This window comes from Mesorhizobium sp. ES1-4, assembly GCF_020164745.1.
Taxonomy (GTDB): domain Bacteria; phylum Pseudomonadota; class Alphaproteobacteria; order Rhizobiales; family Rhizobiaceae; genus Mesorhizobium.
Genome location: NZ_JAIUGV010000017.1, coordinates 98,900 through 123,762 on the forward strand (window position 1 = coordinate 98,900; position 24,863 = coordinate 123,762).

At 61.6% G+C, this 24,863-nt stretch carries 20 protein-coding genes and 5 pseudogenes; 17 read left to right on the forward strand and 8 right to left on the reverse strand.

Annotated elements, in window-relative coordinates; translation table 11 throughout:
- Positions 1 to 4 precede the first annotated feature (4 nt).
- Positions 5 to 766, reverse strand: a complete 762-nt coding sequence (locus LB556_RS26230; protein ID WP_224570480.1) for an IclR family transcriptional regulator — start codon at positions 764 to 766, stop codon at positions 5 to 7.
- A 122-nt stretch (positions 767 to 888) separates the two neighbouring features.
- Between LB556_RS26230 and LB556_RS26235 the strand changes: the two genes are divergently transcribed.
- The 6 genes from LB556_RS26235 to LB556_RS26260 all read left to right on the forward strand — a co-directional run bounded on the left by LB556_RS26235 (position 889) and on the right by LB556_RS26260 (position 5,818).
- Entirely contained in the window at positions 889 to 1,560 is a 672-nt protein-coding gene (locus LB556_RS26235; protein ID WP_224570481.1) for an amino acid ABC transporter permease, read from the forward strand.
- Complete coding sequence (locus LB556_RS26240) at positions 1,557 to 2,207, forward strand: amino acid ABC transporter permease (protein WP_224570482.1); 651 nt, start codon at positions 1,557 to 1,559, stop codon at positions 2,205 to 2,207. Before LB556_RS26235 ends, LB556_RS26240 begins: the two co-directional genes overlap by 4 nt.
- The gene (locus tag LB556_RS26245) at positions 2,194 to 2,925 is read left to right on the forward strand and encodes an amino acid ABC transporter ATP-binding protein (RefSeq protein ID WP_224570483.1); all 732 of its coding nucleotides are present in this window, start codon (positions 2,194 to 2,196) and stop codon (positions 2,923 to 2,925) included. Before LB556_RS26240 ends, LB556_RS26245 begins: the two co-directional genes overlap by 14 nt.
- A gap of 35 nt (positions 2,926 to 2,960) precedes the next feature.
- Positions 2,961 to 3,749: a transporter substrate-binding domain-containing protein gene (locus tag LB556_RS26250; RefSeq protein WP_224570484.1), complete on the forward strand. Its 789-nt coding sequence runs from the start codon at positions 2,961 to 2,963 to the stop codon at positions 3,747 to 3,749.
- 105 nt (positions 3,750 to 3,854) lie between these two features.
- Positions 3,855 to 4,871 (forward strand): succinylglutamate desuccinylase/aspartoacylase family protein, encoded by a 1,017-nt coding sequence (locus LB556_RS26255; protein ID WP_224570485.1) that lies wholly within the window; start codon positions 3,855 to 3,857, stop codon positions 4,869 to 4,871.
- Entirely contained in the window at positions 4,868 to 5,818 is a 951-nt protein-coding gene (locus tag LB556_RS26260) for a threonine/serine dehydratase (protein WP_224570486.1), read from the forward strand. The genes LB556_RS26255 and LB556_RS26260 overlap by 4 nt, the downstream gene beginning before the upstream one ends.
- A 116-nt stretch (positions 5,819 to 5,934) precedes the next feature.
- Here the strand turns inward: LB556_RS26260 and LB556_RS26265 are convergent, their stop codons facing one another.
- Entirely contained in the window at positions 5,935 to 6,480 is a 546-nt protein-coding gene (locus LB556_RS26265; RefSeq protein ID WP_224570487.1) for a hypothetical protein, read from the reverse strand.
- 118 nt (positions 6,481 to 6,598) lie between these two features.
- On the opposite strand from LB556_RS26265, the gene LB556_RS26270 reads away from it, so the two are divergent.
- Together LB556_RS26270 and LB556_RS26275 are read left to right on the forward strand one after the other, a co-directional pair.
- Positions 6,599 to 7,318 carry a plasmid pRiA4b ORF-3 family protein gene (locus tag LB556_RS26270; RefSeq protein ID WP_224570488.1) on the forward strand — a complete coding sequence of 240 codons (720 nt, stop codon included), beginning with the start codon at positions 6,599 to 6,601 and terminating at the stop codon, positions 7,316 to 7,318.
- A 168-nt stretch (positions 7,319 to 7,486) separates the two neighbouring features.
- Positions 7,487 to 8,886: pseudogene (locus LB556_RS26275) on the forward strand (ISKra4 family transposase).
- A gap of 32 nt (positions 8,887 to 8,918) precedes the next feature.
- On the opposite strand, the pseudogene panC reads toward LB556_RS26275, so the two are convergent.
- Both panC and panB read right to left on the reverse strand, forming a co-directional pair.
- Positions 8,919 to 9,500 (reverse strand): annotated as a pseudogene (gene panC, locus LB556_RS26280) (pantoate--beta-alanine ligase); the annotation flags it as partial.
- Positions 9,497 to 10,342: a 3-methyl-2-oxobutanoate hydroxymethyltransferase gene (gene panB, locus LB556_RS26285; RefSeq protein ID WP_224570489.1), complete on the reverse strand. Its 846-nt coding sequence runs from the start codon at positions 10,340 to 10,342 to the stop codon at positions 9,497 to 9,499. The gene panB and the pseudogene panC, both read right to left, overlap by 4 nt.
- 340 nt (positions 10,343 to 10,682) lie before the next feature.
- On the opposite strand from panB, the gene LB556_RS26290 reads away from it, so the two are divergent.
- Positions 10,683 to 11,150 (forward strand): MucR family transcriptional regulator, encoded by a 468-nt coding sequence (locus tag LB556_RS26290; RefSeq protein WP_224570490.1) that lies wholly within the window; start codon positions 10,683 to 10,685, stop codon positions 11,148 to 11,150.
- A 169-nt stretch (positions 11,151 to 11,319) separates the two neighbouring features.
- Here the strand turns inward: LB556_RS26290 and LB556_RS26295 are convergent, their stop codons facing one another.
- Positions 11,320 to 11,532, reverse strand: coding sequence for a cold-shock protein (locus LB556_RS26295; protein ID WP_095081581.1), 213 nt, complete (start codon positions 11,530 to 11,532; stop codon positions 11,320 to 11,322).
- A 328-nt stretch (positions 11,533 to 11,860) separates the two neighbouring features.
- A complete protein-coding gene (locus LB556_RS26300) occupies positions 11,861 to 12,646 on the reverse strand; it encodes a GGDEF domain-containing protein (RefSeq protein ID WP_224570491.1) in 786 nt (261 codons plus the stop codon).
- Between the two features lie 838 nt (positions 12,647 to 13,484).
- Here LB556_RS26300 and LB556_RS26305 point away from each other — a divergent pair.
- The 5 genes and pseudogenes from LB556_RS26305 (at position 13,485) to nadC (ending at position 19,617) form a co-directional block, all read left to right on the forward strand.
- Entirely contained in the window at positions 13,485 to 14,960 is a 1,476-nt protein-coding gene (locus LB556_RS26305) for an NAD-dependent succinate-semialdehyde dehydrogenase (RefSeq protein ID WP_224570492.1), read from the forward strand.
- A 228-nt stretch (positions 14,961 to 15,188) separates the two neighbouring features.
- Positions 15,189 to 16,157, forward strand: coding sequence for an NUDIX hydrolase (locus LB556_RS26310; RefSeq protein ID WP_224570493.1), 969 nt, complete (start codon positions 15,189 to 15,191; stop codon positions 16,155 to 16,157).
- Between the two features lie 65 nt (positions 16,158 to 16,222).
- Positions 16,223 to 17,197, forward strand: a complete 975-nt coding sequence (gene nadA, locus LB556_RS26315; RefSeq protein ID WP_224570494.1) for a quinolinate synthase NadA — start codon at positions 16,223 to 16,225, stop codon at positions 17,195 to 17,197.
- The gene (locus LB556_RS26320) at positions 17,194 to 18,735 is read left to right on the forward strand and encodes an L-aspartate oxidase (protein WP_224570495.1); all 1,542 of its coding nucleotides are present in this window, start codon (positions 17,194 to 17,196) and stop codon (positions 18,733 to 18,735) included. The genes nadA and LB556_RS26320 overlap by 4 nt, the downstream gene beginning before the upstream one ends.
- Before the next feature lies 1 nt (position 18,736).
- Positions 18,737 to 19,617: pseudogene (nadC, locus tag LB556_RS26325) on the forward strand (carboxylating nicotinate-nucleotide diphosphorylase).
- A gap of 100 nt (positions 19,618 to 19,717) precedes the next feature.
- Here the strand turns inward: nadC and LB556_RS26330 are convergent.
- Positions 19,718 to 20,421, reverse strand: a pseudogene (locus LB556_RS26330) (IS6 family transposase).
- Between the two features lie 51 nt (positions 20,422 to 20,472).
- On the opposite strand from LB556_RS26330, the pseudogene LB556_RS26335 reads away from it, so the two are divergent.
- Positions 20,473 to 21,198, forward strand: a pseudogene (locus LB556_RS26335) (IS110 family transposase); the annotation flags it as partial.
- 383 nt (positions 21,199 to 21,581) lie between these two features.
- Here LB556_RS26335 and LB556_RS26340 read toward each other — a convergent pair.
- Positions 21,582 to 22,811 carry a Zn-dependent hydrolase gene (locus LB556_RS26340; RefSeq protein ID WP_224570496.1) on the reverse strand — a complete coding sequence of 410 codons (1,230 nt, stop codon included), beginning with the start codon at positions 22,809 to 22,811 and terminating at the stop codon, positions 21,582 to 21,584.
- 234 nt (positions 22,812 to 23,045) lie between these two features.
- Here LB556_RS26340 and LB556_RS26345 point away from each other — a divergent pair, with 234 nt between their 5' ends.
- Positions 23,046 to 23,948, forward strand: coding sequence for a LysR family transcriptional regulator (locus LB556_RS26345; protein WP_224570497.1), 903 nt, complete (start codon positions 23,046 to 23,048; stop codon positions 23,946 to 23,948).
- Between the two features lie 72 nt (positions 23,949 to 24,020).
- Positions 24,021 to 24,784 (forward strand): IS5 family transposase gene (locus LB556_RS26350; protein WP_224570498.1). Its coding sequence is split into 2 segments (ribosomal slippage): positions 24,021 to 24,354 and positions 24,354 to 24,784, totalling 765 coding nucleotides; the frame shifts between segments, so codons are not numbered across the junction.
- Positions 24,785 to 24,863 lie beyond the last annotated feature (79 nt).

Consider the following 24,863-nt stretch of genomic DNA (forward strand, 5'->3'; position numbering starts at 1 on the left):
CCGGCTAGCCGCCCAGCTCGTGCGCGATCTCGGCGCAAGCAAGCTTCAGCCGCGCCAGCATGGCCTCGAAATTGGGTGCCGCGCTGCGCCGGCTGACCGCCGCCACCGTCACGCAGGCCACGGCGCGTCCGTCGCCGGCGATGATCGGGCAGACCACGTCGGTCACGCCGATAATGTCGCGGCTCTCATGGATGATGGCGCCGCGATCGCGCACGGTGTCGAGCTCGGCGGCAAGCGTCGTCGGGTCCGGCGGCTCGCGCATCAGCATCAGGCATTCGCTGATCATGCGGTCGCGAACCGGCTTGGGCTGGAACGCCATCAGCACGAGGCCGGAATGCGCGTCTGCCAGCGGCCGGCGATAGCCGAGCTTGAGCGAGAAGTTCATGTCCGCCCCGCCCGATGCAGCGGCGATGATAACCGTTTCGCCGCGATGCGCGACAACCAGATGCGCCGCCTGATGCACCTCCTCCGCGAAGCGCTCGACGATCGGCGCTGCGGTGCTGACCAAGTCGCGGGCGCGCGCCGTTTGCATGCCCAGTCCGAACAGCTTGTTCGACAACATCAGCCCCTCGCCGCTCTCGTCGCGCTGGATGTAGCCGCGCGCAAGCAGCACATGGACCATGCGGAAGATCTCGTTTTTTGATCGCCCCAGTTCCTCGGCGATCTGGCGCGTGCCCATGGTCTGGCCGGCATTGGCCAGCAATTCAAGGATATCCAAGCCCTTTTCCAGGGCCGGCGCACTGTAGTTGAGCTTGTCGTCTGTCATTCAGCAGCCGCTTCATAGATGATGCTTGACGTCACATATGAAGCGACGCTAGCGTGATGTCTAGCAAATCCGCGCGGAAAATAGCGATCTGCGCGTGGTTGCATAGGGGACGCTCTCCTTCCATGAGCTATAATTTCAAATTTGATGTCCTGCTGCGCTATGTGCCGGAAATCTTGCAAGGCGTGTTCCTCACCTTGCAGTTCTCGGTCATCACCATGCTCTGCGGTCTCGCCATCGGGCTGATCGTCGCCATGGCCTCGATCAGCCCGCTGATGCCGCTGCGCGCTTGCGCCCGGATCTACGTCGAAGCGCTGCGAAACACGCCGCTGCTGGTGCAACTGTTCATCGTCTTCTTCGGCCTTCCCTCGATCGGCATCAGGCTGGGCGCCAACACCGCCGCGCTGATCGCGCTGTCGATCAACATGGGGGCCTATGGCGCCGAAATCCTGCGCGCCGGCTTCGAATCCGTGCGCCAGAGCCAGATCGAGGCCGGCCGCTCGCTGGGTCTCACGGCCGGCCAGACCTTTCGCCATGTCGTGCTGTTCCAGGCGGTCAAGACCATCTACCCGGCGCTCGCCAGTCAGTTCGTGCTGATCATGCTGACCACCAGCGTCGTCTCCTCGATCGGCGCCACCGAGCTGTTCCACCAGGCCGCCTTCATCGATTCGCGCACCTACCGCTCCTTCGAAACCTACACGCTGATCACCATTTCCTATCTGGTCCTCACCCTCGCCTTCCGAGCCTTCTTCGCCGGCGTCTACTGGGTGGTCTTCGTCAGGAGGCCGCGCCGATGATCCGCGAATTCGCCGACGCCGACATCGTCTACCTCATCGAGGCGGCACGCTGGACGCTGCTGCTCGCGCTCACCGCCACCGTCGGTGGCGGGCTGCTCGGTATTGTCGTCGCCGTCCTGCGCGTCATCCCGTTTCGACCGCTCAACTGGCTGGCCATCGCCTGGATCAACCTGATCCAGGGCACGCCGCTACTCGGCCAGCTCTTCGTCTTCTTTTTCGGCCTGCCGCTTGTCGGTCTTTCGGTAGACGCCTGGACAGCGGCGGCACTTTCCCTGTCGATCTACGCTTCGGCCTTCTTCGGCGAAATCTGGCGCGGCAGCCTGCAATCGGTTTCGCAGCGTCAATGGGAGGCGGGCGCCGCCCTTGGCCTCACCTATGCGCAGCGGCTTGGCCATGTCGTGCTGCCGCAGGCGATCCGCATCTCCATCGCGCCGACGGTCGGCTTTCTGGTCCAACTGGTCAAGAACACCTCGCTCACTGCGCTGATCGGCTTCGTCGAGCTGACGCGGGCCAGCCAGATCATCAGCGGCGCGACCTTCGCCCCGCTGCCGGTCTACCTCACCGCCGCCGTCATTTATTTCATCATCTGCTTTTCCCTCTCCCAGCTCGCCCACATGCTGGAAAGGAGACTTCATGTCGCTCGTTGAGCTCGCCGACATTCGCAAGCGGTTCGGCGCCGTGGAGGTGCTGAAGGGCATCTCGCTCACCCTGGAGAAGGGCGAGATCGTCGCCGTCATCGGCCGCTCGGGCTCGGGCAAGTCGACCATGCTCCGCTGCATCAACGGGCTGGAGAAGGTGCAGGCCGGCCGCATCGTCGTCGACGGCATCGACGTCACCGCGCCCAAGGCCGACCTCAACCTTCTGCGCCAGCGCGCCGGCATGGTGTTCCAAAGCTACAATTTGTTCCCGCATCTCAATGTCGAGCGCAACGTCATGCTGGCGCTCAAGCTGGTCCGCAAGCTCGACACATCGGCCGCCCGCGAAGTCGCCCGGGCCGTGGTGACCAAGGTGGGCCTCGCCGACAAGCTGCATGCCTATCCCGACGAATTGTCGGGCGGCCAGCAGCAGCGCGTGGCGATCGCCCGCTCGCTGGCCATGCAGCCGACCCTGATGCTGTTCGACGAGATCACTTCGGCGCTCGACCCCGAACTGGTGGGCGAGGTGCTGCGCGTGCTCGAGGGCGTGGCCAGCGAAGGCATGACCATGATGCTCGTCACCCACGAGATGAACTTTGCAAAGAACGTCGCCGACCGCGTGATCTTCATGCACGAGGGCCGCATCCATGAGGATGGGCCAGCGCGTGAGACCTTGCTCGAGCCTCGTACGGCCGAACTCAGGAGCTTCCTGAACGCCGTCCTTCACTAGGAAAAGAAAGCTCAACCAGAAAAAGGGGAAGTTCCATGCTCAAGCATCTTACCAGGATCGTCACAGCCGTGCTCCTGGCCGGCGCAGTCTCGGCGATGCCGGCCAAGTCGGCCGACCTGCAGAAAATACTGTCCGCTGGGACAGTGCGCATCGGTGTGCCGATCGACGTGCCACCTTTCGGTTCGGTGGATGCCAAGAACGAAGCGGTCGGCCTCGACGTCGACATGGCCAAGAAGATCGCCGAGGCGCTTGGCGTCAAACTTGAGCTGCAGCAGATCACCGGGGCCAATCGCGTGCCCTACCTCGTGACCGACCGCCTCGACATAGTCATAGCCGCTATGGGCGCCACGCCGGAACGCGCGCTGCAGATCGCCTTCACCTCGCCCTATGCAGCGCTTTCCATCGGAGTCTTTGGGCCCGACAGCATCGCAGTAAAGAGCGCTGCCGACCTGAAGGACGAAACCATCGCTGTTGCCCGCGGCACGACGCAGGACCTTGAGCTGACCAAGGCCGCGCCCAACGCCAAGATTGTACGCTTCGACGACGACGCCACCGCCGCAGCCGCCTTCACTTCCGGCCAAGCGCAGTTGCTGGCCACTGCGGATGTCGTCGCGAAAGACCTGATGGACAAGGACTCGAAGGTTCAGCTGAAGCCGAAGTTCATTATTCAATTCTCGCCCTGTTACATCGGTATCCAGCAAGGCAGCCCCGAGTTGCTGCGTTGGCTGGACACCTACATCCATCTGGGCCTGCTCGACGGCTCGCTCTCCGCGCTGTCGCAGAAATGGATCGGCACGGCGCTGCCGGCCCTGCCGCCGATTTGACCGCCAATCGCGGCGGGAGCATCACTCCCGCCGCCCCTCACCACCCGCCTGCCGTTCATAGCCAATCGCCCTTCATTCCAGGACGACAGTCCTGCCAAGAGAATCATGGCCCACATGTCCACCGCCCGCACCACCGTCGACTTCGACCGCTCCGGCAAGCAGATCGGCTTCGTCGACATCCCGCATTCGCCGCATGACGACGCCTGGGGCGCGACCCGCATCCCGCTTGCCGTGATCAGCAATGGCAACGGTCCAACCGTGATCCTGCAGGCGGGCAACCATGGCGACGAATATGAGGGGCCGATCACGCTTGGCGAACTCATACGCGAACTCGACCCGGGCATGGTGAGCGGCCGCATCATCCTCCTGCCAGCGATCAACCTGCCCGCCGTGCTGGCCGGCCGCCGCACCTCGCCGGTCGACGGGCTCAACCTCAACCGCACCTTTCCGGGCGACCCCACCGGCACCATCACCCAGCAGATCTCGGCCTATGTCAGTGACATCGTCATGCCGCTCGGCCATGCCTATGTCGATCTGCACTCTGGCGGCTCTTCGCTCAACATCCTGCCTAGCGCCATCATCGAGCCGGCGCCCGACGCCGCTCACCGAAAGCGCAACATGGAAGCGGTACTGGCCTTCGACGCACCGCTCACCGTCGTCATCGACAATCTGGGCGAACCGCGGACCTCCACGGCCACGTCGGTGCGGGCCGGACTGACCACGGTCGGCACCGAGATGGCCGGCGCGGGCACGGTTTCACTCGACGCGCTCGGCATCTGCCGCAAAGGCGTGCGCAATGTGCTCAGCCATCTCGGCGTACTTCCGCCAACCGGCAAGCCACCGGCCGCGCGGCCCGAAAACATCCTGCGCATTCCCGGCCATGACGGCTATGTGCTGGCGACCACGGACGGCGTGTTCGAGCCGTTTCATGGGCTGGGCGCCAAGGTCCATGCCGGCGAGGACGCTGGTCGCATCCACAATCTGGCCGATCCCGGCCGCACGCCGGAAAACGTGCGTTATCTGTCGGATGGGATCGTCTATGGTCGCCGCCAGCCCGGGCGGGTCGTGGCCGGCAATTGCTGCGTCACCGTCGCCACCCGCTATGAAGGAGAGCTGGCGTGATCTCGCTGGAGGACATTCGCGCCGCCGCCGGCCGCATCGAGGGCAATGTCAGGCACACGCCGATGATCACCGCCAGCAATCTGAAGACGCCGTTAGCGGGTGGCGTCGAGCCGATGCTCAAGCTGGAACTGTTGCAGGTTACCGGATCCTTCAAAGCGCGCGGTGCCACCAACAAGCTGCTGTCGCTCGACCGCGCCGAGCTGGCCGGCGGCATCGTAACCGCGTCGGGTGGAAACCATGGCATCGCCACCGCACGCGCGGGCTTCATGGCGGGTGTGCCGACCACCATCTTCCTGCCGACCAATGCCTCCCCGGCCAAGATCGAGAAGCTCCGGGCCTGGGGTGCAGCCACGCGTATCGTCGGATCGGCCTGGCACGAATCCAACGAGGCTGCGCAGGCCTTTGTAAGTGAAACGGGTGCCGTCTACTTCCATCCCTTCGCCGACCCGGCCGTGGTGGCCGGACAAGGCACGGTCGGCCTCGAAATCCTCGATCAGATGCCTGATGTCACCACGGTGCTTGTCGCCATGGGTGGCGGGGGCCTGGTCAGCGGCGTGGCGACCGCGATCAAGGCGCTGGCGCCGCATGTCCGCGTTGTCGGCATCGAGGCGACCGGCTCGCCGGTGCTACTGCGCGCCCTCGAAGCCGGCCGCAATGTGGCGCTAGACAAAGTGACGACCTCGGTGGCGACCATGGCCTGCGCCAAGACTGACGACCGTATCTTCGACATTGTTCGCGACAAAGTTGATGAGATCGTGCTTGTCGACGATTCAGAGATGCTGCGCGCCGCCAAAAGCCTGTGGTTCGAAATGGGCCTTGCTGCCGACCTTAGCGGCGCTGCCGCGATTGCAGCGATTGCCGAAGGCCGGGTGCGCTTGAACCAAGGCGAGCGTATCTGCGTGATCGTCTGCGGCGCCGGCCCGGACGCTATTATACAGGTCGGCTAGACTAATATAAGCCTGTAGACTGAAAGTCAGGAAAGATCTCTGCATAGGATGTCATTTGTTTCCCGAGATCCTCAAATCCCAATGTGCCGTTCAGAATTATCTGTCGCTGTCCGGAATTAAGCCTGGCTTCGGAGCTCGTCTCGGCGCTCGTGCAGAAGCTTGAGCGCGCCGCTGCCGCATGACATGCCGCGAAGCGTGGTCTCGATCCGGGGAAGACGAATGCTGCCGATGCCGCTGGTAGAGGCAGCGCAGTTTTGGACAAGGTGGCAAAGCGCGCGAAGGGAGGTGTTCTCACCGTAGATGACAATCGCATCGTAGGCGTCGGCTCCCTCAACGTTGTGTTCGGCGCCTATGCCGACTCGTTCACCATGCCGGTCAAGCAACAGCAACTCGGCCGGTGTGGGATAGGCCGGCACACGGACCCAAATCTTCTCGTACTGGTAAGCTTGCAATTCCGGGCATGTCCAATGACGGCCACCGACCGATATCGCACCCTGAACAACCGACCGCTCTTCGGTTCGCGCACATGCCGCGCGCACTTCATCGCGGCTCATCGCAGTCGGCGCCCATCCCGCCTCGACGTGTTTGCGGTATGTGGCTTCAGGTGAGAGACCTTTGAGCGCGCTCTTCTTGCCCTGCGCAGTGTAATTATAGGTGCGCACAAAGCCTTCTATGGCTGGCACCACATCTTGGAGAGCATGAGGAATCGTGTGGCAGCAGTGCCGAAGTTGGGGAGAATGCGGTATGGCTGGGCGGTGATTCTCGCCGAGGCCAGCCCTTTTGAAACCACCGCGCCGATCGAACCGCCGTTCACCGTCGAATCCTGATGGCGCTCGCACGCCGGATGAGACGCCGACGATCCTGCAATTCCGGGTCTGGTTGAAGGGTCTCAGCCCGATGGTCTGGCGTCGGGTACAGGTGCCGGCGACCATGGCCCTACGCGAGTTTCACGGCGTCCTCCAGATCGTGATGGGTTGGGAGGATATCCATCTCTACCAGTTTGTCGTGCACACGGTCCGCTACGGCTCATGGGAGCTGACTGCGAAATCGCCCGACACTGGGCTCGACACCTTGAAACTGCGCAAGGGCAGCCGGTTCTTGTACGAATACGATCTCAATGTTCCATGGGAGCATGAGGTGCGGCTGGAAGAGCGGAGCGCTGCCAAACCAAAAACGCATCATCCCTGCTGCATCGGCGGTGACGGCAATTGCCCGCCAGAGGGCAGTGGGAGCCCTGAAATCTGGATGCGGCAGAAGGACGAGGCTCTTGGGCTGGAAACGGATGAGGATCTCGTCACGGCGTTGGAGTTCATTCAGGAAATCAGCGACACCCGGTCCTTGGCAATCCTCGAAGATCCGGATCGTGCGGCTGAATTGCAGGAACTGCTTTTCCGGATCGAGGGCCGCGCAGCTCTTCTGGGCAAGCCGTTCGAGCGACGGAAAGTCAATGGGCGCCTGCGGCGCGACGAACATCTCACGCTCATGCATCAGCAGATGTGATGTGTCCACCCGAACCGCGCTCGTTCGCGAGCAGATCGGCAGCAAGAAGGGCAGCGTCGTCACCGCGGTCCTGCTGAATGCCAGAGAGCGGAAGGCGGAAATACGCGGATCGGGCGTGACGAGCTTCCCACTCCACCTGTTCTGGAAGCCCGGCAAGGAGATGAAAACATGCAGGTTCGGATCGTCATGGAACTCACCGGTGACGATGGGGAGGAGATCGGCCGGGAGATCATCGCCGACATGACGAAGGTCACAAAGAGCGCGGAGGATCTCGGCCTGTCGCTCGCCGAAGGCAAGGCCTTACTTGCCAGACTTCAGCAGAAGATGGTGGAGACGCAGGTGGACCTATGGCTAAAGGAAAACCGCGAGACGGACGGCCGCCGGTTGCGACACAAGGGATACTATTCCGTCACCTTCCACACTCTATTCGGCGATGTCCGGCTCAGGAGCCCAAGATACGGACTACCGACAAGTGAAGGGCGCAATGGACCGGCGACGGTTTCTCCGTTGCGGCAACTGATCTCCGATCACATCGCGCCCGAGCGGCTGTATCTCGAAACGCGCTGGGCTTCGCTCGTGCCCTATGCCGCTGCGGCCGAGTTGCTGGCCGACGTGCTGCCGATCGATTGCGGCGCCAACGCCACGACGGTGCGGCAGCATGCGCTGAGAACGGCCGTCCGGATCGAGCGGGAGCTGACGGAAGAGCGGGTTTCCTTCATGCAGGATTCCTGTCCCCGAGACTGGATGGACCTGCCCATTCCCGATGGCCGCATCGTCATCGGCCTCGATGGCGGATACATCCGGGATCGTGACGACAGGAAGAAGAATTTTGAGCTGATCGTCGGGCGCTCCCTGCCCGAGGATGGTGAGCCGCGCTATATCGGCTTCGTCCATGGCTATGACCGCAAGCCGCAGCGCCGGATTCTCGACCACCTCAAGAAGCAGGGCGTGCAGGCCAACCAGGATATCACCTTCATCACCGACGGCGGCGAGGAAGTCCGCTCGCTCGCCGAAATGATCGCCCCGGCCAGCGAGCATGTGCTGGACTGGTTCCACATCACCATGCGCATCACTGTGCTTCGCCAGTTCGCCCAGGGCCTTCGCCATCATGACGAGGAGGCCGGCGGCAGCATGCTGGGTATGCTGTCCCGGATCAAATGGTATCTGTGGCATGGCAACACGTGCCGGGCTCGCGAGGAGATCGGCTGGCTGCTCGACGATGCCGAAGCCACGGAATGCGACTATCCCAACATGAGAAAGTTCCTGACGGCGATCGGCGAGTTCCGATCGTATATCGGATCAAACCACGCCAGCCTGATCAACTACGGCGAGCGCTACCGGTCCGGAGAGCGGATATCCTCCGCCTTCGTCGAGGCTACCGTCAACGCCGTTGTCAGCAAGCGTTTCGCCAAAAAAAACAGATGCAATGGAGCCGGACAGGCGCGCATCTCCTGCTGCAAACCCGAACGCAGACCCTCGACGGCTCGCTGCGGTCGACCTTCGAGAAATGGTTTCCGCGCATGACAAACGACAATCACCATGGCTCCGCCAACCGGGCGGCGGCGTAACTGCCGCACAATTCCTCATGCTCTCCTACGTGCGAGAGGCGAAGGTTGCGCGATGACATTGCCAGACCGTCGGCTTCGCGCACCGTCGGGCAGGCGACGATCTCGATCGGAATATCGAGATCGCGGGTCAGCCGGCGCATGACGTGCAACCGCTGAAAATCCTTCTCTCCGAAGAAGGCCAGATCGGCGCCCGTCTGCAGGAAGAGCTTGGCCACGACAGTTGCCACGCCGTCGAAATGGCCAGGACGGTACGCACCGCACAACCCCTCGCTCGCCCCGCTCACCGAGACCATGGTGGCGAAACCATCCGGATACATTTGAGAGGCATCGGGTGCGTAGAGCATATGGGCACCCAGCGGCGCGAGCTTGGCAGCGTCCTCGTGCTCCGTTCGTGGATAGGCGGCAAGGTCCGCGTCATTGTTGAACTGTCTCGGGTTGACGAAGAGTGTCACGATTACCCGATCCGCGCGCTCCAGTGCCGCTCGCACCAGGCTGAGACGGCCCTCATGCAGCGCGCCCATCGTCGGCACGACGGCAACCTTGAAGCCTTCGCGACGCCAGGCTGAAACAATGCTACGCAATTCCATGACGGTCCGGACAATCGGTATGCTCACGCTGCCTGTCCCCCTTTGACGGTATTTGGCGCATCGCCGAAGACATGCTCGGCCGCTGGAAAGCGGCGCTCGCGCACGTCCTGCGCATAAGCCGCGATCGCCGCCTCGGCAGTTTGCCCGAGCTCTGCGTACCGTTTGACGAACTTCGGGCGGAAGTCGCCGAACAGGCCAAGCATGTCGTCGACGACCAGGATCTGCCCGTCGCACCCCGGCGAAGCCCCGATCCCGATTGTCGGAACGGCCACTTCGTTGGTGATCCGCCGCGCGAGCGGCTCAGGCACCTTTTCCACAACGACCGAAAAGGCACCGGCTTGCGCCACCGCCTGGGCATCGCGCCGGATGCGCTCACCGTCCTCGCCCCTGCCCTGTACACGATAGCCGCCGAAGGTATTGACCGCCTGCGGGGTCAGGCCGACATGGGCCATGACCGGTATGCCACGGGCGGCCAGGAAATGGATCGTCTCCCCCATTGCCTCGCCGCCTTCGATCTTGACGGCCGCGCAGCCAGTCTCGGCCATCACGCCGGCTGCGTTTCGGAAAGCCTGCTCAGGACCTTCCTCATAGGAGCCGAACGGCATGTCGACGACCATGAGCGCACGCGTGAGGCCACGCCGCACCGCCTTGCCGTGCAGGATCATGATGTCGAGCGTCACGCCGAGGGTCGAAGGCAGGCCGTGGAGCACCATGCCGACGCTGTCGCCCACCAGCACAACATCGCAATGCGGATCGATGATGCGGGCGATCTGGGTCGTGTAAGCTGTCAGGCAAACGAGCGGAGCCTGGCCTTTCCCCAAGCGAATGTCCGGCGGCGTGATCGCCTTGGTCTCAGCAGATGTGCTCAAGCAAAGCCTCCTTCCCTGGCGTTATCCATCGCCGCTGTCGCCTTTGGCATATTTTTGTGCAGCTGCGAAGAGAAAACGGCTACGTCTCGGGACGGTCGCCGCAACGACCAAGTTGGATGATAGGCGATCCCGCACTATGACGGTACTTTCGCCGACAACCGCAGTGCCGCAGTGCCAATCAGCTTCGCCATCGACGTGGTATGGGCGGGAAGCGTTGCTACTAACCGCGGTGCAGGACGAGCATCGCAATAGTCTTGCCTGGGCTTTATTGCTTTCCGCGGCAACCGCCACTATGTAGCGACACTTCGCCGACTGTCTTTCAAGCCATCCGGAGAGTTTCATGACGGAAGAAGCCGACAATAATATCGATGTCCTCATCGAGCTCACCGCCGATGTCGTCTCAGCCTATGTCTCCAACAATGCGGTCCCCGTAGGTGATCTCCCTGCCCTGATCGGCCAGGTTCACGCAGCGCTAAAAGGCACTGTCGGCGCCAGCGTTTCCGCAGAACAAGCGGAGGCTCTCAAGCCTGCCGTATCGATCAGGAAGTCGGTGACACCGGACTACATCATCTGCCTTGAGGACGGCAAGAAATTCAAATCGCTGAAGCGCCATCTGTCGACCCACTATGGGCTGACACCAGACGACTATCGCGCCAAATGGGGTCTGTCGGCGGATTATCCCATGGTCGCGCCGAATTACGCCGCTGCCCGCTCGGCGTTGGCCAAGACGATGGGGCTCGGCCGCAAACCGAAAGAGCCGGAAAAGCCGGCGCCGGCGAAGCTGACCCGCAAGAAGGCCGCAGCCTGATTTCAGAGATGAGGTTTTTCTGGAGCGCGCAAGTTGTCATCGGACAGTCTGCATCTGCCCGGAATGTGAAAAGGCGGGGGCCCAGCCCCGCCTTCCCTTTCAAACAGCTTTGGCTTCTCAGCCTGGAAGCACCCTTGTCCATAGCTGTGGCCAGGACGCTGGAGAGAATTCAGCCAGCTTTGCTGAGGCTGCCAGCAGAGGACTTGCCAGTGCGGCGGTCCTGTTCGATTTCATAGTTGATCTTCTGACCATCGGCGAGGGTCGAGAGCCCCGCTCGTTCAACGGCGGAAATGTGAACGAAAACATCCTGACCGCCATTGTCAGGCTGGATAAATCCAAATCCCTTACTGCTGTTGAACCACTTCACGGTTCCAGTCGCCATATGCGTGTTCCTTTGTAACAATTGCAACGTGGGCAGGCCGTCCGGCCAGTCCCGATTCATAACCGAACTTTGGAGTTGGGGGCAGCAAAAACGAAAAATTGCAAGGCCCGCTATATCGGCGGCAGCTTGCTCACTCGCAATGTCCCTATTGCCAACAAGCACGTCTTGCGCTTCCGCTCGCGCGCATGACCGCCATCTGAAGCCCGGGCGGTCTCACCGCTGCGAAGAATTGCAGAGCCATGCCTGGCGCTGTCCGGGCCGACGCAGCGGCCGACGTACCACCAGGCCCGCGGCGTGTTTTTCGGCCTCTCTGCCAGGCGGGTACCGGTTACGGTGTCACGAGGCGCAACCTGGCCGCTTCATAATCGAACGAAACGCGGTTCCGCCCACGTTGTTTCGCATCAAAAAGGCATCGTGCGGCATTGCGAAGGACATCCTGAGTATCTGCACCATGAGGGACTTCCGCACCTCCGACGCTGACGGTCAAGTTCACGCCGTCCTGTTGCGCTTTCAACCCAGGTACCCGCTCGATATGACGACGGATGTTCTCCGCAATGGTACTTGCCTGCTCTTTGCGGGCGTGGCGTAGCAAGACCCCGAACTCTTCCCCGCCAAGGCGACCGATCGCGTCTCCTGGGCGCGTTGTATAGACGAGCGCCTTCGCAATCCGAACCAGAGCTTCGTCACCCTGGGCATGTCCATGCTTGTCGTTGATTGAGGAGAAGTGATCGGGATCGATGAGGAGAAGGGTGTCGCATTCCCCTTCATCGCGGCTTCTATCCATCCTTGCGATGAATTCACCGCGACTGAGCAGTCCCGTCATCGGGTCATGACTGGTGACGAAGGTGAGCCTGCTATGCGTCTCTTTCAGGGCTGCATGAGACTTCTCCAACTTGTCACATGTTTCCTGGATCGTTTCCGCCTGGGTGAAGATGTAGGCACTGACCGGCATCCCGATGAGAATGGGAATGAACGTGCATTCCATCCAGCTCAGCCAGTCGATCGGCATCTGCAGGGCAAGCCGAGCCGTAAAAGACAAACCGAAGGTTGCGACGACTGCAATTATCGTCACGACTATTGATTTGCCAAGGATACGCTTGCGGCGCGGTGCCATGCTGTTCCTTTGGAAATGGATGTTGTTTCTTTAGATACTGACGCTGAACAACCCCTTACGAAGTCCATTAAGATTATTTCGGATGCGAAGGGCAAGGAAGCGCCACCCTCGCGGTTCAACGTTGAGGCAGCAAGCCAGTTGCCGGCCGAGTGGCGAATTTTAGCGACGATTAAAATTCGAGTTTTTCGAATCTGCCGGCGTTGGTTTTCGGACAGATGGTGAGCTGAACATGCGTGGCCTAGGTTGGATTAGAGATATACGGCAGGCTGAGGCTCAGCACATGCGAGATCGAATAGCATGGCTCGAATGCGAACTGATTGATTCTGCCGCGTCCAAAGGCAAATCCAGGTTGCAAAACGTTGGTCACGAGCTTCGTTCACAGAAGGCTCGGCTAGCACGCCTCGAACAATGCATAGCGTGGATGCCAAAGCGGCTCTAATGTCGCGACCACGTGCGACGGGTAGATCTGAAGATCGCCGTTGTCGCAGGAGCCTCGCTCCTGGCCCGATCATGCACACGCCGCATTTCGCCAACGCCCATTGGGCTCACTTTACGAAACGTTCTACGGCTCCGATCGAATACGCGAAACGGACGGCGCCGAGAAGATAAGAGCTATATCGCAGGGCCATGCATGATCGCCTCGGCGGGTTGGGCTGTGGACTACGCCGCTGGCGAAAGGTTCGGGAGGCGGAAAGCCGACCGCCGGTCTTCCCCACAGCAGGGTCCACGGGTTCCAGGAACGCACGACTTTTCGTGAGTGGTCCTATGCAAAAGCCACACGTGCGCCGTAGATGTCCACCCCGGCCGGACAGGCCGAAAGCCCTTGAAGGAACCGACATTGCCGCTGCTCCCGCCTTTGATCCGCCATCTGAAATCTCCCGACCTGTTCGCCGTCATCGATCGCATGCCAGCCCTTGGCAGGCCTGTCAGCGAAAGGGCCTTCGAGGTCTTCAATCCATCGACCGGCGAAGTGCTGGCAGAGCTTCCCGAAATGGGAATCGAGGACACACGTGCTGCGATTGACAAAGCGTACATGGCGCAGCCTGGATGGGCGGCGCTGACCGCTCGAGAGCGCAGCGACATGCTTTGGCGATGGCATCAACTGATCGTTGATCACACCGACGACCTCGGCGCGATTCTGACCGCCGAGATGGGCAAGCCTCTGGCTGAAGCCAAGTCTGAGATATCGCATGCGGCGGCGTACCTGCAATGGTATGCCGAAGAGGCCAATCGCATCTATGGCGAGACGATCTCCGCCCCGTCGACCGACCGCCGCATGCTGGTGATCAAGCAGCCGATCGGCGTCGTTGGCACGATCACACCCTGGAATTTCCCTGCTTCCATGGTAGCGCGCAAGATCTCGCCGGCTCTGGCCGCCGGCTGCACGATCGTGCTCAAGCCTGCCGAACAGACACCACTAGTGGCGGGCGCAATGTTCGCCCTCGCCCATCAGGCTGGCTTCCCCGAAGGCGTCGTCAATCTGGTCTACGCGTCCGAAGGCGACGCGGTCGGCCGTGAACTCTGCGCCAATGTGAAGGTCCGCAAGATCAGTTTCACCGGGTCTACCGAGGTGGGAAGGCTGCTGATGCGGCAATGCTCGGACCAGATCAAGAAGGTCAGCCTCGAGCTAGGAGGAAACGCGCCTTTCATCGTCTTTGACGATGCCGATGTCGACGCCGCCGTCGACGGCGCGATCCAGGCGAAATTCCGCAATGCCGGCCAGACCTGCGTTTCCGCAAATCGCCTTTATGTCCAAGCGGGCGTTCACGATGAATTTGTCGAAAAATTCGTGAAGCGGGTTCGCCAACTTCAGGTTGGTGACGGTTTCGATCCCGACGTTGCCATCGGGCCGCTGATCGACAGATATGCCCTGGCCAAGATCGAATCCCACATCGCCGACGCCGTCGCCAAAGGCGGCAAAATTCGCTGCGGTGGCACACGCATTGGCAAGGACGGCACATTCTTCCAACCGACGGTCCTCACCCAAGTCTCCAGAGAGATGACGATTGCGAAGGACGAGACATTCGGGCCGCTGGCTCCGATCATGCGCTTCGACGATCCAGATCAGGTCGTGCACGAGGCAAATGACACCATCTACGGCCTCGCCGCCTACTTCTATGCCTCGAACTTGCAGCGTGTCTGGCGTGTGGCCGAGGCCCTGGAATATGGTATGGTGGGTATCAACACCGGCCGCATGTCCTCCGAAGCCGCGCCCTTCGGCGGCATAAAGCAGTCCGGCATAGGACGCGAGGGTTCCCGCCACGGGCTCGAGGACTACCTCGAAATGAAATACCTATGCATGGGTGGTATCTAAGGTCCGCCCGCGCAGCGGCTGGACCCCGGGCCATCGGATCGTATCACCGGCCACCTCGATAGAGGCGTCCTTCCTCCGCGTCACCCCTCCCGGGTGTCGCGTTTGGCGCAACCTCGTGCAGCTGCGAGAACTAAAATCCGCAAGCCGTAATGTTGACGCGCGGCAAGATAAGAGTTCATTAAATCGATTGAGATTGCGATACTGTAGCCGTACCAAAAATCCGGGAACATGAACGACAAGGCAAAAGACACCAGAAAAGGCCGCGCCAGACGCAAGGCCAGCGACATCAAGGCGGATCTGATCGCTGTGGTGGTTGCCGTCACCGATGGGTACCCTTGCGTGCTCACCATCGGGCAGGCCAATGCACTTCCGTCGGGTCCGTTCGAGTTCGATCACCGCTCGCTGCAATCGGGCCTTCGGGCATGGGTCGAACAGCAAACCGGGCAGCCGCTCGGTTACATCGAGCAGCTCTACACATTCGCCGACCGCGACAGAATCGGAGCCGAAGACCAACTGCGCGTGATTTCGATCAGCTATCTCGCTCTCACCCGGAAAGAATATGCCATCGCCTCTGCCAAGCCGTGCTGGGGGAGCTGGTACGATTACTTCCCCTGGGAGGACCATCGCTCCGGCACGCCGCCGGTGGTGCTGGATGTTTTGCGCCCATGCCTGATCGAATGGGCGCGCGGCGCGTCAGGGGGGGAAGCGCGTCGCGAGCGCCGCCGGCGGGCAGCAGTCGCCTTCGGCTTCGACGATCGGGCCTGGAACGAGGAGCTCGTGCTCCAACGCTATGAGCTTCTCTATGAGGCAGGGCTGGTTGAAGAGGCGGCTCGCGGCGCACATGAGGGCGCCCTCACCCCAGTGCCGAGCAGATCGATGATCGCCGATCATCGCCGAATCCTTGCAACCGGCATTGCGCGGCTGCGCTCCAAAATCAAATACAGGCCCGTCGTATTCGAGCTGATGGCGCCGGTTTTCACGCTTCTACAGCTGCAGCGAACCGTGGAAGCGCTCGCCGGCAGGCTCGTTAACAAGCCGAACTTCCGCCGCCTGATCGAGCAGCAGGAACTGGTCGAGGAAACCGGCGAGACTACCACCGAAACCGGCGGCAGGCCGGCGAAGCTCTATCGCTTCCGTCATGCCGTTCTCGACGAGACGGTCATAGCTGGGACAAAATTGCCGCAAACGCGGGGTTGACATCCATATAGTCGACGTAGAAATATCCCCCCTTATAACCAGATTGACTATAATTGGAGGCGCCGATGACTCGAGCGTTACCTACGGCCGCCTCCATGTACGATCGTGTCAGACGCGTGATTCCGGCAATCGAATGGCCGGCATTCAGCGACGACATCGAGGCCATCCTGGCGCTGAAGCGCAGGCGCAACGCCGTCATCCTGGCCCACAATTACCAGACGCCCGAGATCTTTCATTGCGTTGCCGACATCGTTGGCGACAGCCTGGCGCTCGCCCGCAAGGCAATGACGGTCGAGGCCGACGTGATCGTGCTCGCCGGCGTTCATTTCATGGCCGAGACGGCCAAGCTGCTCAATCCCGACAAGACAGTGCTCATTCCAGATCTCGGCGCCGGCTGCTCGCTGGCCGACTCGATCACGGCAAAGGACGTGCGCTTGATGCGAGAGCGTTATCCGGGGGTTCCGGTCATCACCTATGTCAACACCTCCGCGGCCGTGAAGGCTGAGTCCGACATCTGCTGCACCTCGGGGAATGCGCTCGCAGTGGTGAAGTCGCTCGGGGCGCCACGCGTGATCATGCTGCCGGACGAGTATTTGGCGAGAAACATCGCAGCGCAGACCAAGGTCGAGATCATCGCCTGGAGGGGACGCTGTGAGGTACACGAACGCTTCAGTGCAGCCGATATTCGCGAGCTACGAGAGGCGCATCCCGGTGTCACCGTGCTTGCCCATCCCGAATGTCCGCCAGAGGTTGTCGCGGAAGCGGATTTCGCGGGCTCGACCGCCGCGATGTCGGACTATGTCAGGCAGCGCAAGCCGGCGCGCGTGGTGCTGATGACGGAGTGCTCGATGAGCGACAACGTCGCGGTCAAACATCCGGAAATCGAGTTCGTGCGCCCCTGCAACCTCTGCCCACACATGAAGCGCATTACGCTCGCCAACATCCGTAGCGCGCTCGACAAAAACCGTCACGTCGTGACGATCGATCCGCGTGTTGCCGAGCGGGCTCGCTGGGCAGTCGAGCGCATGCTCTTTGTATGACGCCAGACATCCAGGACATTGACGGGGCTCCGGTCATCATCGGCGCGGGCATTGCCGGCCTGATGACGGCGCTTCATCTGGCGCCACAACCGGTCGTCCTTCTCTCCAGGACGCCGCTTGGCACGGACGCCTCCAGCACACTCGCTCAGGGCGGCCTCGCAGCGAGCGTCGGCGAAGACGATAGCCCCGAACTGCACCTAACCGATACACTTGCCGCCGGCGACGGGCTTTGCGACGAAGCGATGGCCAAGCGGGTGGTCGAAGCCGTGCCTGGAGCGATCGACCACCTCATTCGTCTGGGCGCTCCTTTTGACCGCGCGTTGGATGGGAAATTGCGGCTCGGCCTGGAGGCGGCACATTCGCGCCGTCGCATCGTGCACGCAACCGGCGACGCCACCGGCCGTGAGTTGTTCCGCACGCTCGTCGCCGCGGTGCGGCGGACACGTTCGATCACGATCCTGGAAGGCGTGACGGCTCTTCGCCTCGTCGTATCGGAGGGCGGCATTGTGGGCCTGTTGGCGGTCCGACATACAGGCGCCTTCGCATTGCCGACGCGCCGCGTGGTGCTTGCGAGCGGCGGCATCGGTGGCCTCTTTAACGATACGACGAATCCGCTGGGCTCCTTCGGGCACGGGCTGGCGCTGGCCGCCTGCGCCGGCGCGGAGCTGGCCGATCTCGAATTCGTGCAGTTTCATCCAACCGCACTCGACAGCCCTCGCCGTCCAATGCCGCTCGTGAGCGAAGCCGTTCGCGGCGAAGGAGCGGTGCTCGTCGACGAACGCGGTCGGCGCTTCCTTGCCGATACGCCGGGCGCCGAGCTCGCGTCGCGGGACGTGGTTGCGCGGGCGATCTCCTATCAGCTAACCGCCGGTCATCGTGTATATCTCGACGCCCGGCAATGCCTTGGCGCGAAATTCGCAAAACGCTTTCCAGCGATCGACGCGGCATGCAAGCAGGCGGGCATCGATCCGGCCGTCGAGCCGATCCCCGTACGCCCGGCCGCCCACTATCACATGGGTGGCGTGGCCGTGGATGCCGAGGGCCGCAGTTCCGTCTCCGGCCTCTGGGCGTGCGGCGAAGTCGCTTGCACCGGACTCCATGGCGCCAACCGGCTCGCCAGCAACTCGCTGGCCGAGGCGGTCGCAACAGCCGCGTGGGTAGCGGCAAGCGTCGGCGGCACTTGCGCCGGCTGGCAGTGGCCGAGGCTTCCCGCAATCGTTCCAGTGCGACCGGACCCTTCATCTATTCGCAGTGTGGTTTCCAATGCGCTTGGCATTGTCCGCGACGGCAAGGGGCTGCGCCAGGCTGTGGCCGCGCTGCTGCCGATCGCCGTTGGCGAGTCGACGGCGGCCGATCCGGCACTGGTGGCGCTGTTGATCGCGATCGCCGCGCTTCGGCGTGAGGAGAGCCGAGGCTCGCATTTTCGATCCGATTTCCCAACGCGCAATGCTGCCGCCCTCCCCTCGCGACTGACGCTATGCTCGGCCTTCGAGAGCGCCGTTGCGCTCAGCTGGCAAACAACCGAACGGAGCTGTTGATATGACTTCACTTGCACCGCTTCCCCAGATCATCATGGAACCCATCGTGCGCAGTGCACTGCTGGAGGACTTGGGCAGAGCCGGCGACATCACGAGCGATGCGATCATCCCGGCTGATTGCCGAGCGACCTTTGCGCTGAACGCGCGTCAGCTGGCGTCGTTGCCGGACTCGATCTGGTGATGTTTGCCTTCCTGCTGGTCGATCCCGGGATCAACATACAGTTGCGGTGTCGCGAGGGTGGCAAAGTGTCGGCCGGAGAAACCATAGCGATCGTACACGGGCCGGCGCGCAGCCTGCTGACGGCCGAGCGGACGGCGCTCAATTTCCTGTGCAAGCTGAGCGGCATCGCAACGGCGACAGCAGCGCTCGTAAACGCGGTGCGCGGCCATAACGCAAAGATCGTGTGCACGCGAAAGACGACACCCGGCCTGCGTGCCCTGGAAAAATATGCCGTGCGGGCCGGAGGCGGCGCCAATCACCGCTTCGCGCTCGACGACGCCGTGCTCATCAAGGACAACCACATCGCCGTTGTCGGCGACATCCGCACCGCAATCGAGCGCGCGCGCGGCGCGGTTGGCCACATGGTGAAGATCGAGGTCGAAGTCGACACGCTTGACCAACTCGAGATAGCGCTCCAGGCGAGCGTCGACGCCGTGCTCCTCGACAACATGTCCCTGGAGGACCTTGCCCAGGCCGTGGCGATGGTCGGCGGCCGGACTATCACCGAGGCATCGGGTCGGGTGACAGCGAAAACGGCTCCGGCAATTGCGGCCACCGGCGTCGACCTTATCTCGGTCGGCTGGCTTACCCACAGCGCTCCCATCCTCGACATCGGGCTCGATATGCCAGCCGACCGGAATTGCAGTAGGCATCTGAACTGAGGGAGAGGACATGAACCGAAACCGTAGGAACTCCTTTGGCCGCAGAGCGGTGTTGTCACGTTGTCTGAAAATGATTGCAATGATCCCGGCGGTGCTCAATTCACGCGAGTTTCCCAAGCGCGGCTTTCCATTCCGCCATGGCTTGCAGGCGGTGAATGTGGATGGCGAGAGCAGAGCGTTTTGACCGGGGGGGACGAACAGATTGCGAAGAGCCGAAAAGATCGAGATGAAGCGCTGGAGGCTTCCTGGCGATCGGAAGCTTTGCATCGTTCGTTCCTGTTTTCGCAGCGGCAGATGCGAATTCTCGGCGCGAGTGTTCAGGCCCTTGTGCGACCGGTGCTCGACGTCCGGCATCACTTGCCGCCTTGCGGCTCCGTAGGAGCGCAGCTTGTCGGTGATCATGCGTCTGGGTGCGACGCTCTGCTTCTTCAACAGCCGTGTCAGCAAGCGCTTCGCCGCCTTGGCGTTGCGGCGGTTCTGGACGATCTCGTCAAGAACATACCCATCCTGATCGACCGCCCGCCACAGCCAGTGTTTCTTGCCAGCGATGCTGATGACGACTTCATCCAGATGCCAGATATCGTTCGGGCCTGGACGCTTTCTTCGGAGCCGGCGGGCATAGTCCGGGCCGAATTTCAGCCCCCACCGGCGGATCGTCTCATAGGAAACGACAATGCCGCGCTCCAGAAGCAACTCTTCGACGAGGCGTAGGCTCAACGGAAACCGGAAATACAGCCAAACGGCATGAGCAATGATCTGCGGCGGAAAACGATGGCGCTTGTAACTGATCGTTGGCGTGTTCATGCCGCAGCTTCTAGGCCAAGAATCGCTGAGCAAAAGTTAGCGTGACAACACCGCACGGGCTGGTATCGGCAGGTGCATGTGAAGAGCCGGCAACGCCGGTTGTGGCGCACGCTGTTGGTGGCCCGCCGCACGGTGCTGAACGAGATGCGCAGCATAGAGAATGTTGTGCGCGCCATCCTGCGCGAGGCCGGTATCAAGCTCGGCACGCCCTCGCGCACCGCCTTTGCTGATCGCGTGCGCGAGCTGGTCGGCGCCGACGCCGAGGCGATGGTGATGGTCGAGCCGCTGCTTTCGATCCTCGGCTCCATGCTTAAGGAGTTCGCCCGCCTGACCAAGCAGGTTCTCGACATCGTCCGCAAGGAGGAAGTCTGTCGGCGACTGATGAGCGCGCCCGGCGTCGGGCCGATCACCGCGCTCACCTTCCGCGCCACGATCGACCGGCCGGAGCGGTTCGGCTCCTCGCGGGCAAGTGGGAGCGCATCTGGGGCTGACGCCAGCGCGATACCAGTCCGGTGAAACCGATATTCAGGGCAAGGTCAGCCGTTGCGGCGACGAACTCGCCCGCACCGCCTCTACGAGGCAGCACATTCGCTACTCGTGCGCTCGAAGAAATGGTCGAGCTTGCGCGCCTGGGGCATGAACATCGCAAAACGTCGCGGCATGGCGCGTGCCCGCGTGGCGGTAGCCCGCAAGCTGGCCGTCATCCTGCATCGCATGTGGGCCGACGCAACCGAATTCCGCTTTGGAAAGGAAGCCGCCGACCCCGCGTCGGCATGAGATAGGACGATAGGACAACAGATAAACGAAGAGGACAAAGACAGTGATTTACCCGAAAGGGTGATCCGGATCGTTCCCGTGGGGACGATGGGCAAGGCGATCTCGTTAGCAGGCACGATCCTGGGCGAATTCTCCAAGGTCGTTCAACAGATTGAGACGCCTCGCTCTCCTGACCCCATCATGCGGCGGCTCCGCGCCGACCGCGAAGAGAAGCGAGTGACCCGCGGGGCGACTTGATCCGGAAAGAAGACAGGAAAAAGCTTGACCTCACCGACCCCAATCAGAGAAGCCTGCTAGAAGGCATAACCGGAATTCTGGTTGTACTTGGGGGGACGATTGTAGAGCCCGAACCGACCGCAAGTGAGCTCAGAACGCGAGGCTCATCATGCCTGCTTTTGGCTCACGAGAATGTCCTCGGCTGCCTGAGCGAAGACCTGTCCGCCAAGCTTGATATCCTCGTCGGCGGTGTTTTCGGTGTAGTGGTGGCTGATGCCGCCGATGCTGGGAACGAACAACATGCTCGCCGGCATTAGTTTGGCAAACACCTGAGCATCGTGCATCGCGCCGCTCGGCATCCGGACATACTTGCCAGGAGCCAGATCCCGCGCTGCCTTTTCGAGGTGAGCCTGCATCGACGCGTCCATGCGCTTGGGGGTAGCCTTGTCGACAATATCGATCTTGCACTGACATGGTCCCGTTTGGTTGGCTTCTTCGACCAGTGCGAAGAGTTCGCGTTCGAACTTTTCCAACTGCTCCACAGACTCATCGCGGAACTGGAAGACCAGTTCCGCGCCCCCTGGAATGATCGACGGCGCACCGGGATCGAGAGTGATCCGTCCAACAGTCCAAACCGAGCGCTCCGCCGTAATATCCCGGAATCGCTTCTCGATTGCAGCAGTGAGCTTGACGAGCGCAGCACCTGCATCCTTGCGCGCCGCCATGCGGGTGGCACCAGCATGGTTCTGCTCACCGATGAATGTCAGCCGGTACTGCCAGAGTCCTACAAGGCTCGTCACTACGCCGACCTTGAGACCTTGAGTGTCGAGATAGTCTCCCTGCTCGATGTGGGCCTCCAAGTACCCCACGTAACGCGAGACATCGACGTGTTCGCGCTTCCGTCCGGTCAGATCGACACGCTCGAGTGCAGCCCGCACTGTCTCGCCCGTGTCCTTGTTCTTCCCGGTATCGATCTCGCTCTCGTTAAGATCGCCGCAGAATGACCTGCTTCCGAGGAACTGGATGTAGTGACATTCCTCGTCGACCCAGGCACCGACATCTACCGCCAGCGGGAGATCTTGATCATGGATGCTTTGTGCGAGTTCTAAGCCGAACATTACCCCGAGGATGCCGTCGAGCCAGCCGGCGTAATTCTGTGATTCCGAATGGGAGCCCGTAAGGAGCGCGCGGCCAGGGCGCTGACTCTTGCCGATCACATTGCCGATGCCGTCGATCGTGGCCTTCAGTCCCGCGTTCTCCATCCGTTGCTTCAGCCACTCGCGGGCCTGCATGTCCTGAGGAGAAAAGGTTGGCCGATGTACACCCGTTTTGTATGCACCGAACTGCGCTACTTCTCTCAAAGAGGCCAGAAGCCGTTCTTCGTTAATCTTCACCATTGTCAATTACCTCGTACTTGGGTGTTCGCCCGCTTCAATCGGGGAGCGCGTTTCTGAGCTGTAGTGAGGCGAAAATGCTACGGAGACAGGAGGTGGACAAACGGAATCTTTTGATAGGCACCCTTCAAGGAATTTGACGGACGTTGCCGCCATTCATCTTCAAAACCAACAGGCGGTCTGATATGCTGGTACATCGCTTCCGGCTCTGGAACTTGTCGTAGGAAGGACGATGACATGCGCCTGCGTCAGGTTGAGACTTTCTATTGGGCTGCGCGCCTTGGCAGTTTTGCGAAGGCCGCGCAGAAGCTAAATGCAACCCACTCCGCGATTTCGATGCGTATTCAAGAGTTGGAGATGAGCCTCGGAATCAAGCTGTTCGACCGCTCGCAGAGAGCGGCGAAACTCACGTCGGACGGCATCCATCTCCTACCCGCGGCGGAGCAGATGCTGGAGGCGGCCGAGCAGATATCGAGCTTCAAGACATCGAAGATGTCGCTCAACGGCTACGTTCGGCTAGGCGTGGTCGAGACCATCGCGATGACTTGGCTGTCGGAATTGATCGATAAGCTTCGAGACGACTTCCCCGGTATCCAGATCGAGGTCGAAGTCGCACTTTCTCACGTGCTCGAGGACAAGCTTTACGCGGGACAGATCGATGCCATCCTAGCGCCGTGCTCGATGTCGAAGTCGCGCTTCACGCACACCACGGTCGGCGAGATTCCTTTCCGGTGGATGTGCAGTCCGTCGCTCGATGTGCCTCACAGCGTTAGCGTTCGTGACCTTGGCGACATGCCGCTGATCGTCACGTCAAGGGAACAGAATTTTCGCGGCACGCTCTTGGACTGGGCCACCAAATATCACTTGCGGATAAAGAAGCCCTACATCTGCAACACCTTTGTCATCGCCGAAAAGCTAGTCTCGGCCAAGCTGGGCATCGCCTTCCTGCCCGTCCCGATCTACGAGGAAAAACTAGCGGGCGGGCAGCTTCGGGTAGTCGCGTGTGATCCAGAGCCCGCTCCAATGGAGCACTTCTTCATCCGTGCCACTTTGTCCGATAGTCTCGTGCTTAGGGCCATAGAGACCGTGGCCGCCGAGGTCTCGACTTTTGCCCGAACAAGGAAGGAAGAGGCCGGTTAGCTAGGGTCAGGACCCATTAATTTGGTTGAGGTCGCGACTGGTTGGTGATTCAAGGTGGCAGGAGGTGCCGCCTTGAGTGATTTGCTGATGTTGACGCCGGCGCAGATGCGGCGGATCGAGCCGTTCTTTCCGCGCTCGCACGGGGTGCCGCGGGTAGATGACCGGCGGGTGCTGAGCGGGATCCTGTTTGTCATCCGCAACGGCCTGCGCTGGCGGGATGCGCCCGCCGCTTACGGCCCGCACAAGACGATCTACAACCGGTTCATCCGGTGGAGCCGGATGGGGGTGTTCAACCGCATCCTTGCCGAACTGGTCGCAAGGGGTGGCGGCGCCGACAAGCTGATGATCGATGCCACCCACCTCAAAGCGCACCGCACGGCGGCCAGCCTGCTCAAAAAGGGGCTCTACCCCGATGTATCGGACGCACAAGAGGCGGCCTGACCAGCAAGCTGCAGGAGGTCTGTGACGACAGCGGACGGCCGCTGCTGCTGCATCTGAGCGAAGGCCAGGGCAACGATCACAGAACCGCTGCCGCCGTACTCGACGATCTGCCACCCGCCCACCATTTGCTGGCGGACCGGGCCTACGGTTCCGCCGCCTTCCGCCAGGCGCTCGTCGGGCGTGGCATCACCCCCTGCATCCCTCCCCATGCCAAGCACCGCATCCAGAATGCCTACGATCCGGTCCTCTACCGGCAGCGCCACAAGATCGAGAACATGTTCGCCCGCCTAAAGGACTGGAGACGCATCCACACACGATACGACCGCTGCGCTCACACCTTCCTCTCGGCCATAGCCTTCGCTGTCGTCTTCATCTTCTGGATCAATGAGTCCTGACCCTAGTCACATGGAACAAAAGTAAGCCTCATTTTGTTTGGCTTCTGTCACAAGAGCAGGAGTTTGATCCATGGTTGGC

Excerpts from the sequence above, each read along its gene's own strand:
- LB556_RS26290 (WP_224570490.1), top strand. The coding sequence starts at position 10,683 with ATGACGGAAGAAGCCGACAATAATATCGATGTCCTCATCGAGCTCACC.
- LB556_RS26310 (WP_224570493.1), top strand. The coding sequence starts at position 15,189 with ATGAACGACAAGGCAAAAGACACCAGAAAAGGCCGCGCCAGACGCAAG.
- LB556_RS26245 (WP_224570483.1), top strand. The coding sequence starts at position 2,194 with ATGTCGCTCGTTGAGCTCGCCGACATTCGCAAGCGGTTCGGCGCCGTG.
- LB556_RS26255 (WP_224570485.1), top strand. The coding sequence starts at position 3,855 with ATGGCCCACATGTCCACCGCCCGCACCACCGTCGACTTCGACCGCTCC.
- LB556_RS26250 (WP_224570484.1), top strand. The coding sequence starts at position 2,961 with ATGCTCAAGCATCTTACCAGGATCGTCACAGCCGTGCTCCTGGCCGGC.
- LB556_RS26295 (WP_095081581.1), bottom strand. The coding sequence starts at position 11,532 with ATGGCGACTGGAACCGTGAAGTGGTTCAACAGCAGTAAGGGATTTGGA.
- LB556_RS26320 (WP_224570495.1), top strand. The coding sequence starts at position 17,194 with ATGACGCCAGACATCCAGGACATTGACGGGGCTCCGGTCATCATCGGC.
- LB556_RS26235 (WP_224570481.1), top strand. The coding sequence starts at position 889 with ATGAGCTATAATTTCAAATTTGATGTCCTGCTGCGCTATGTGCCGGAA.
- nadA (WP_224570494.1), top strand. The coding sequence starts at position 16,223 with ATGACTCGAGCGTTACCTACGGCCGCCTCCATGTACGATCGTGTCAGA.
- LB556_RS26345 (WP_224570497.1), top strand. The coding sequence starts at position 23,046 with ATGCGCCTGCGTCAGGTTGAGACTTTCTATTGGGCTGCGCGCCTTGGC.
- LB556_RS26300 (WP_224570491.1), bottom strand. The coding sequence starts at position 12,646 with ATGGCACCGCGCCGCAAGCGTATCCTTGGCAAATCAATAGTCGTGACG.
- LB556_RS26240 (WP_224570482.1), top strand. The coding sequence starts at position 1,557 with ATGATCCGCGAATTCGCCGACGCCGACATCGTCTACCTCATCGAGGCG.
- LB556_RS26230 (WP_224570480.1), bottom strand. The coding sequence starts at position 766 with ATGACAGACGACAAGCTCAACTACAGTGCGCCGGCCCTGGAAAAGGGC.
- LB556_RS26340 (WP_224570496.1), bottom strand. The coding sequence starts at position 22,811 with ATGGTGAAGATTAACGAAGAACGGCTTCTGGCCTCTTTGAGAGAAGTA.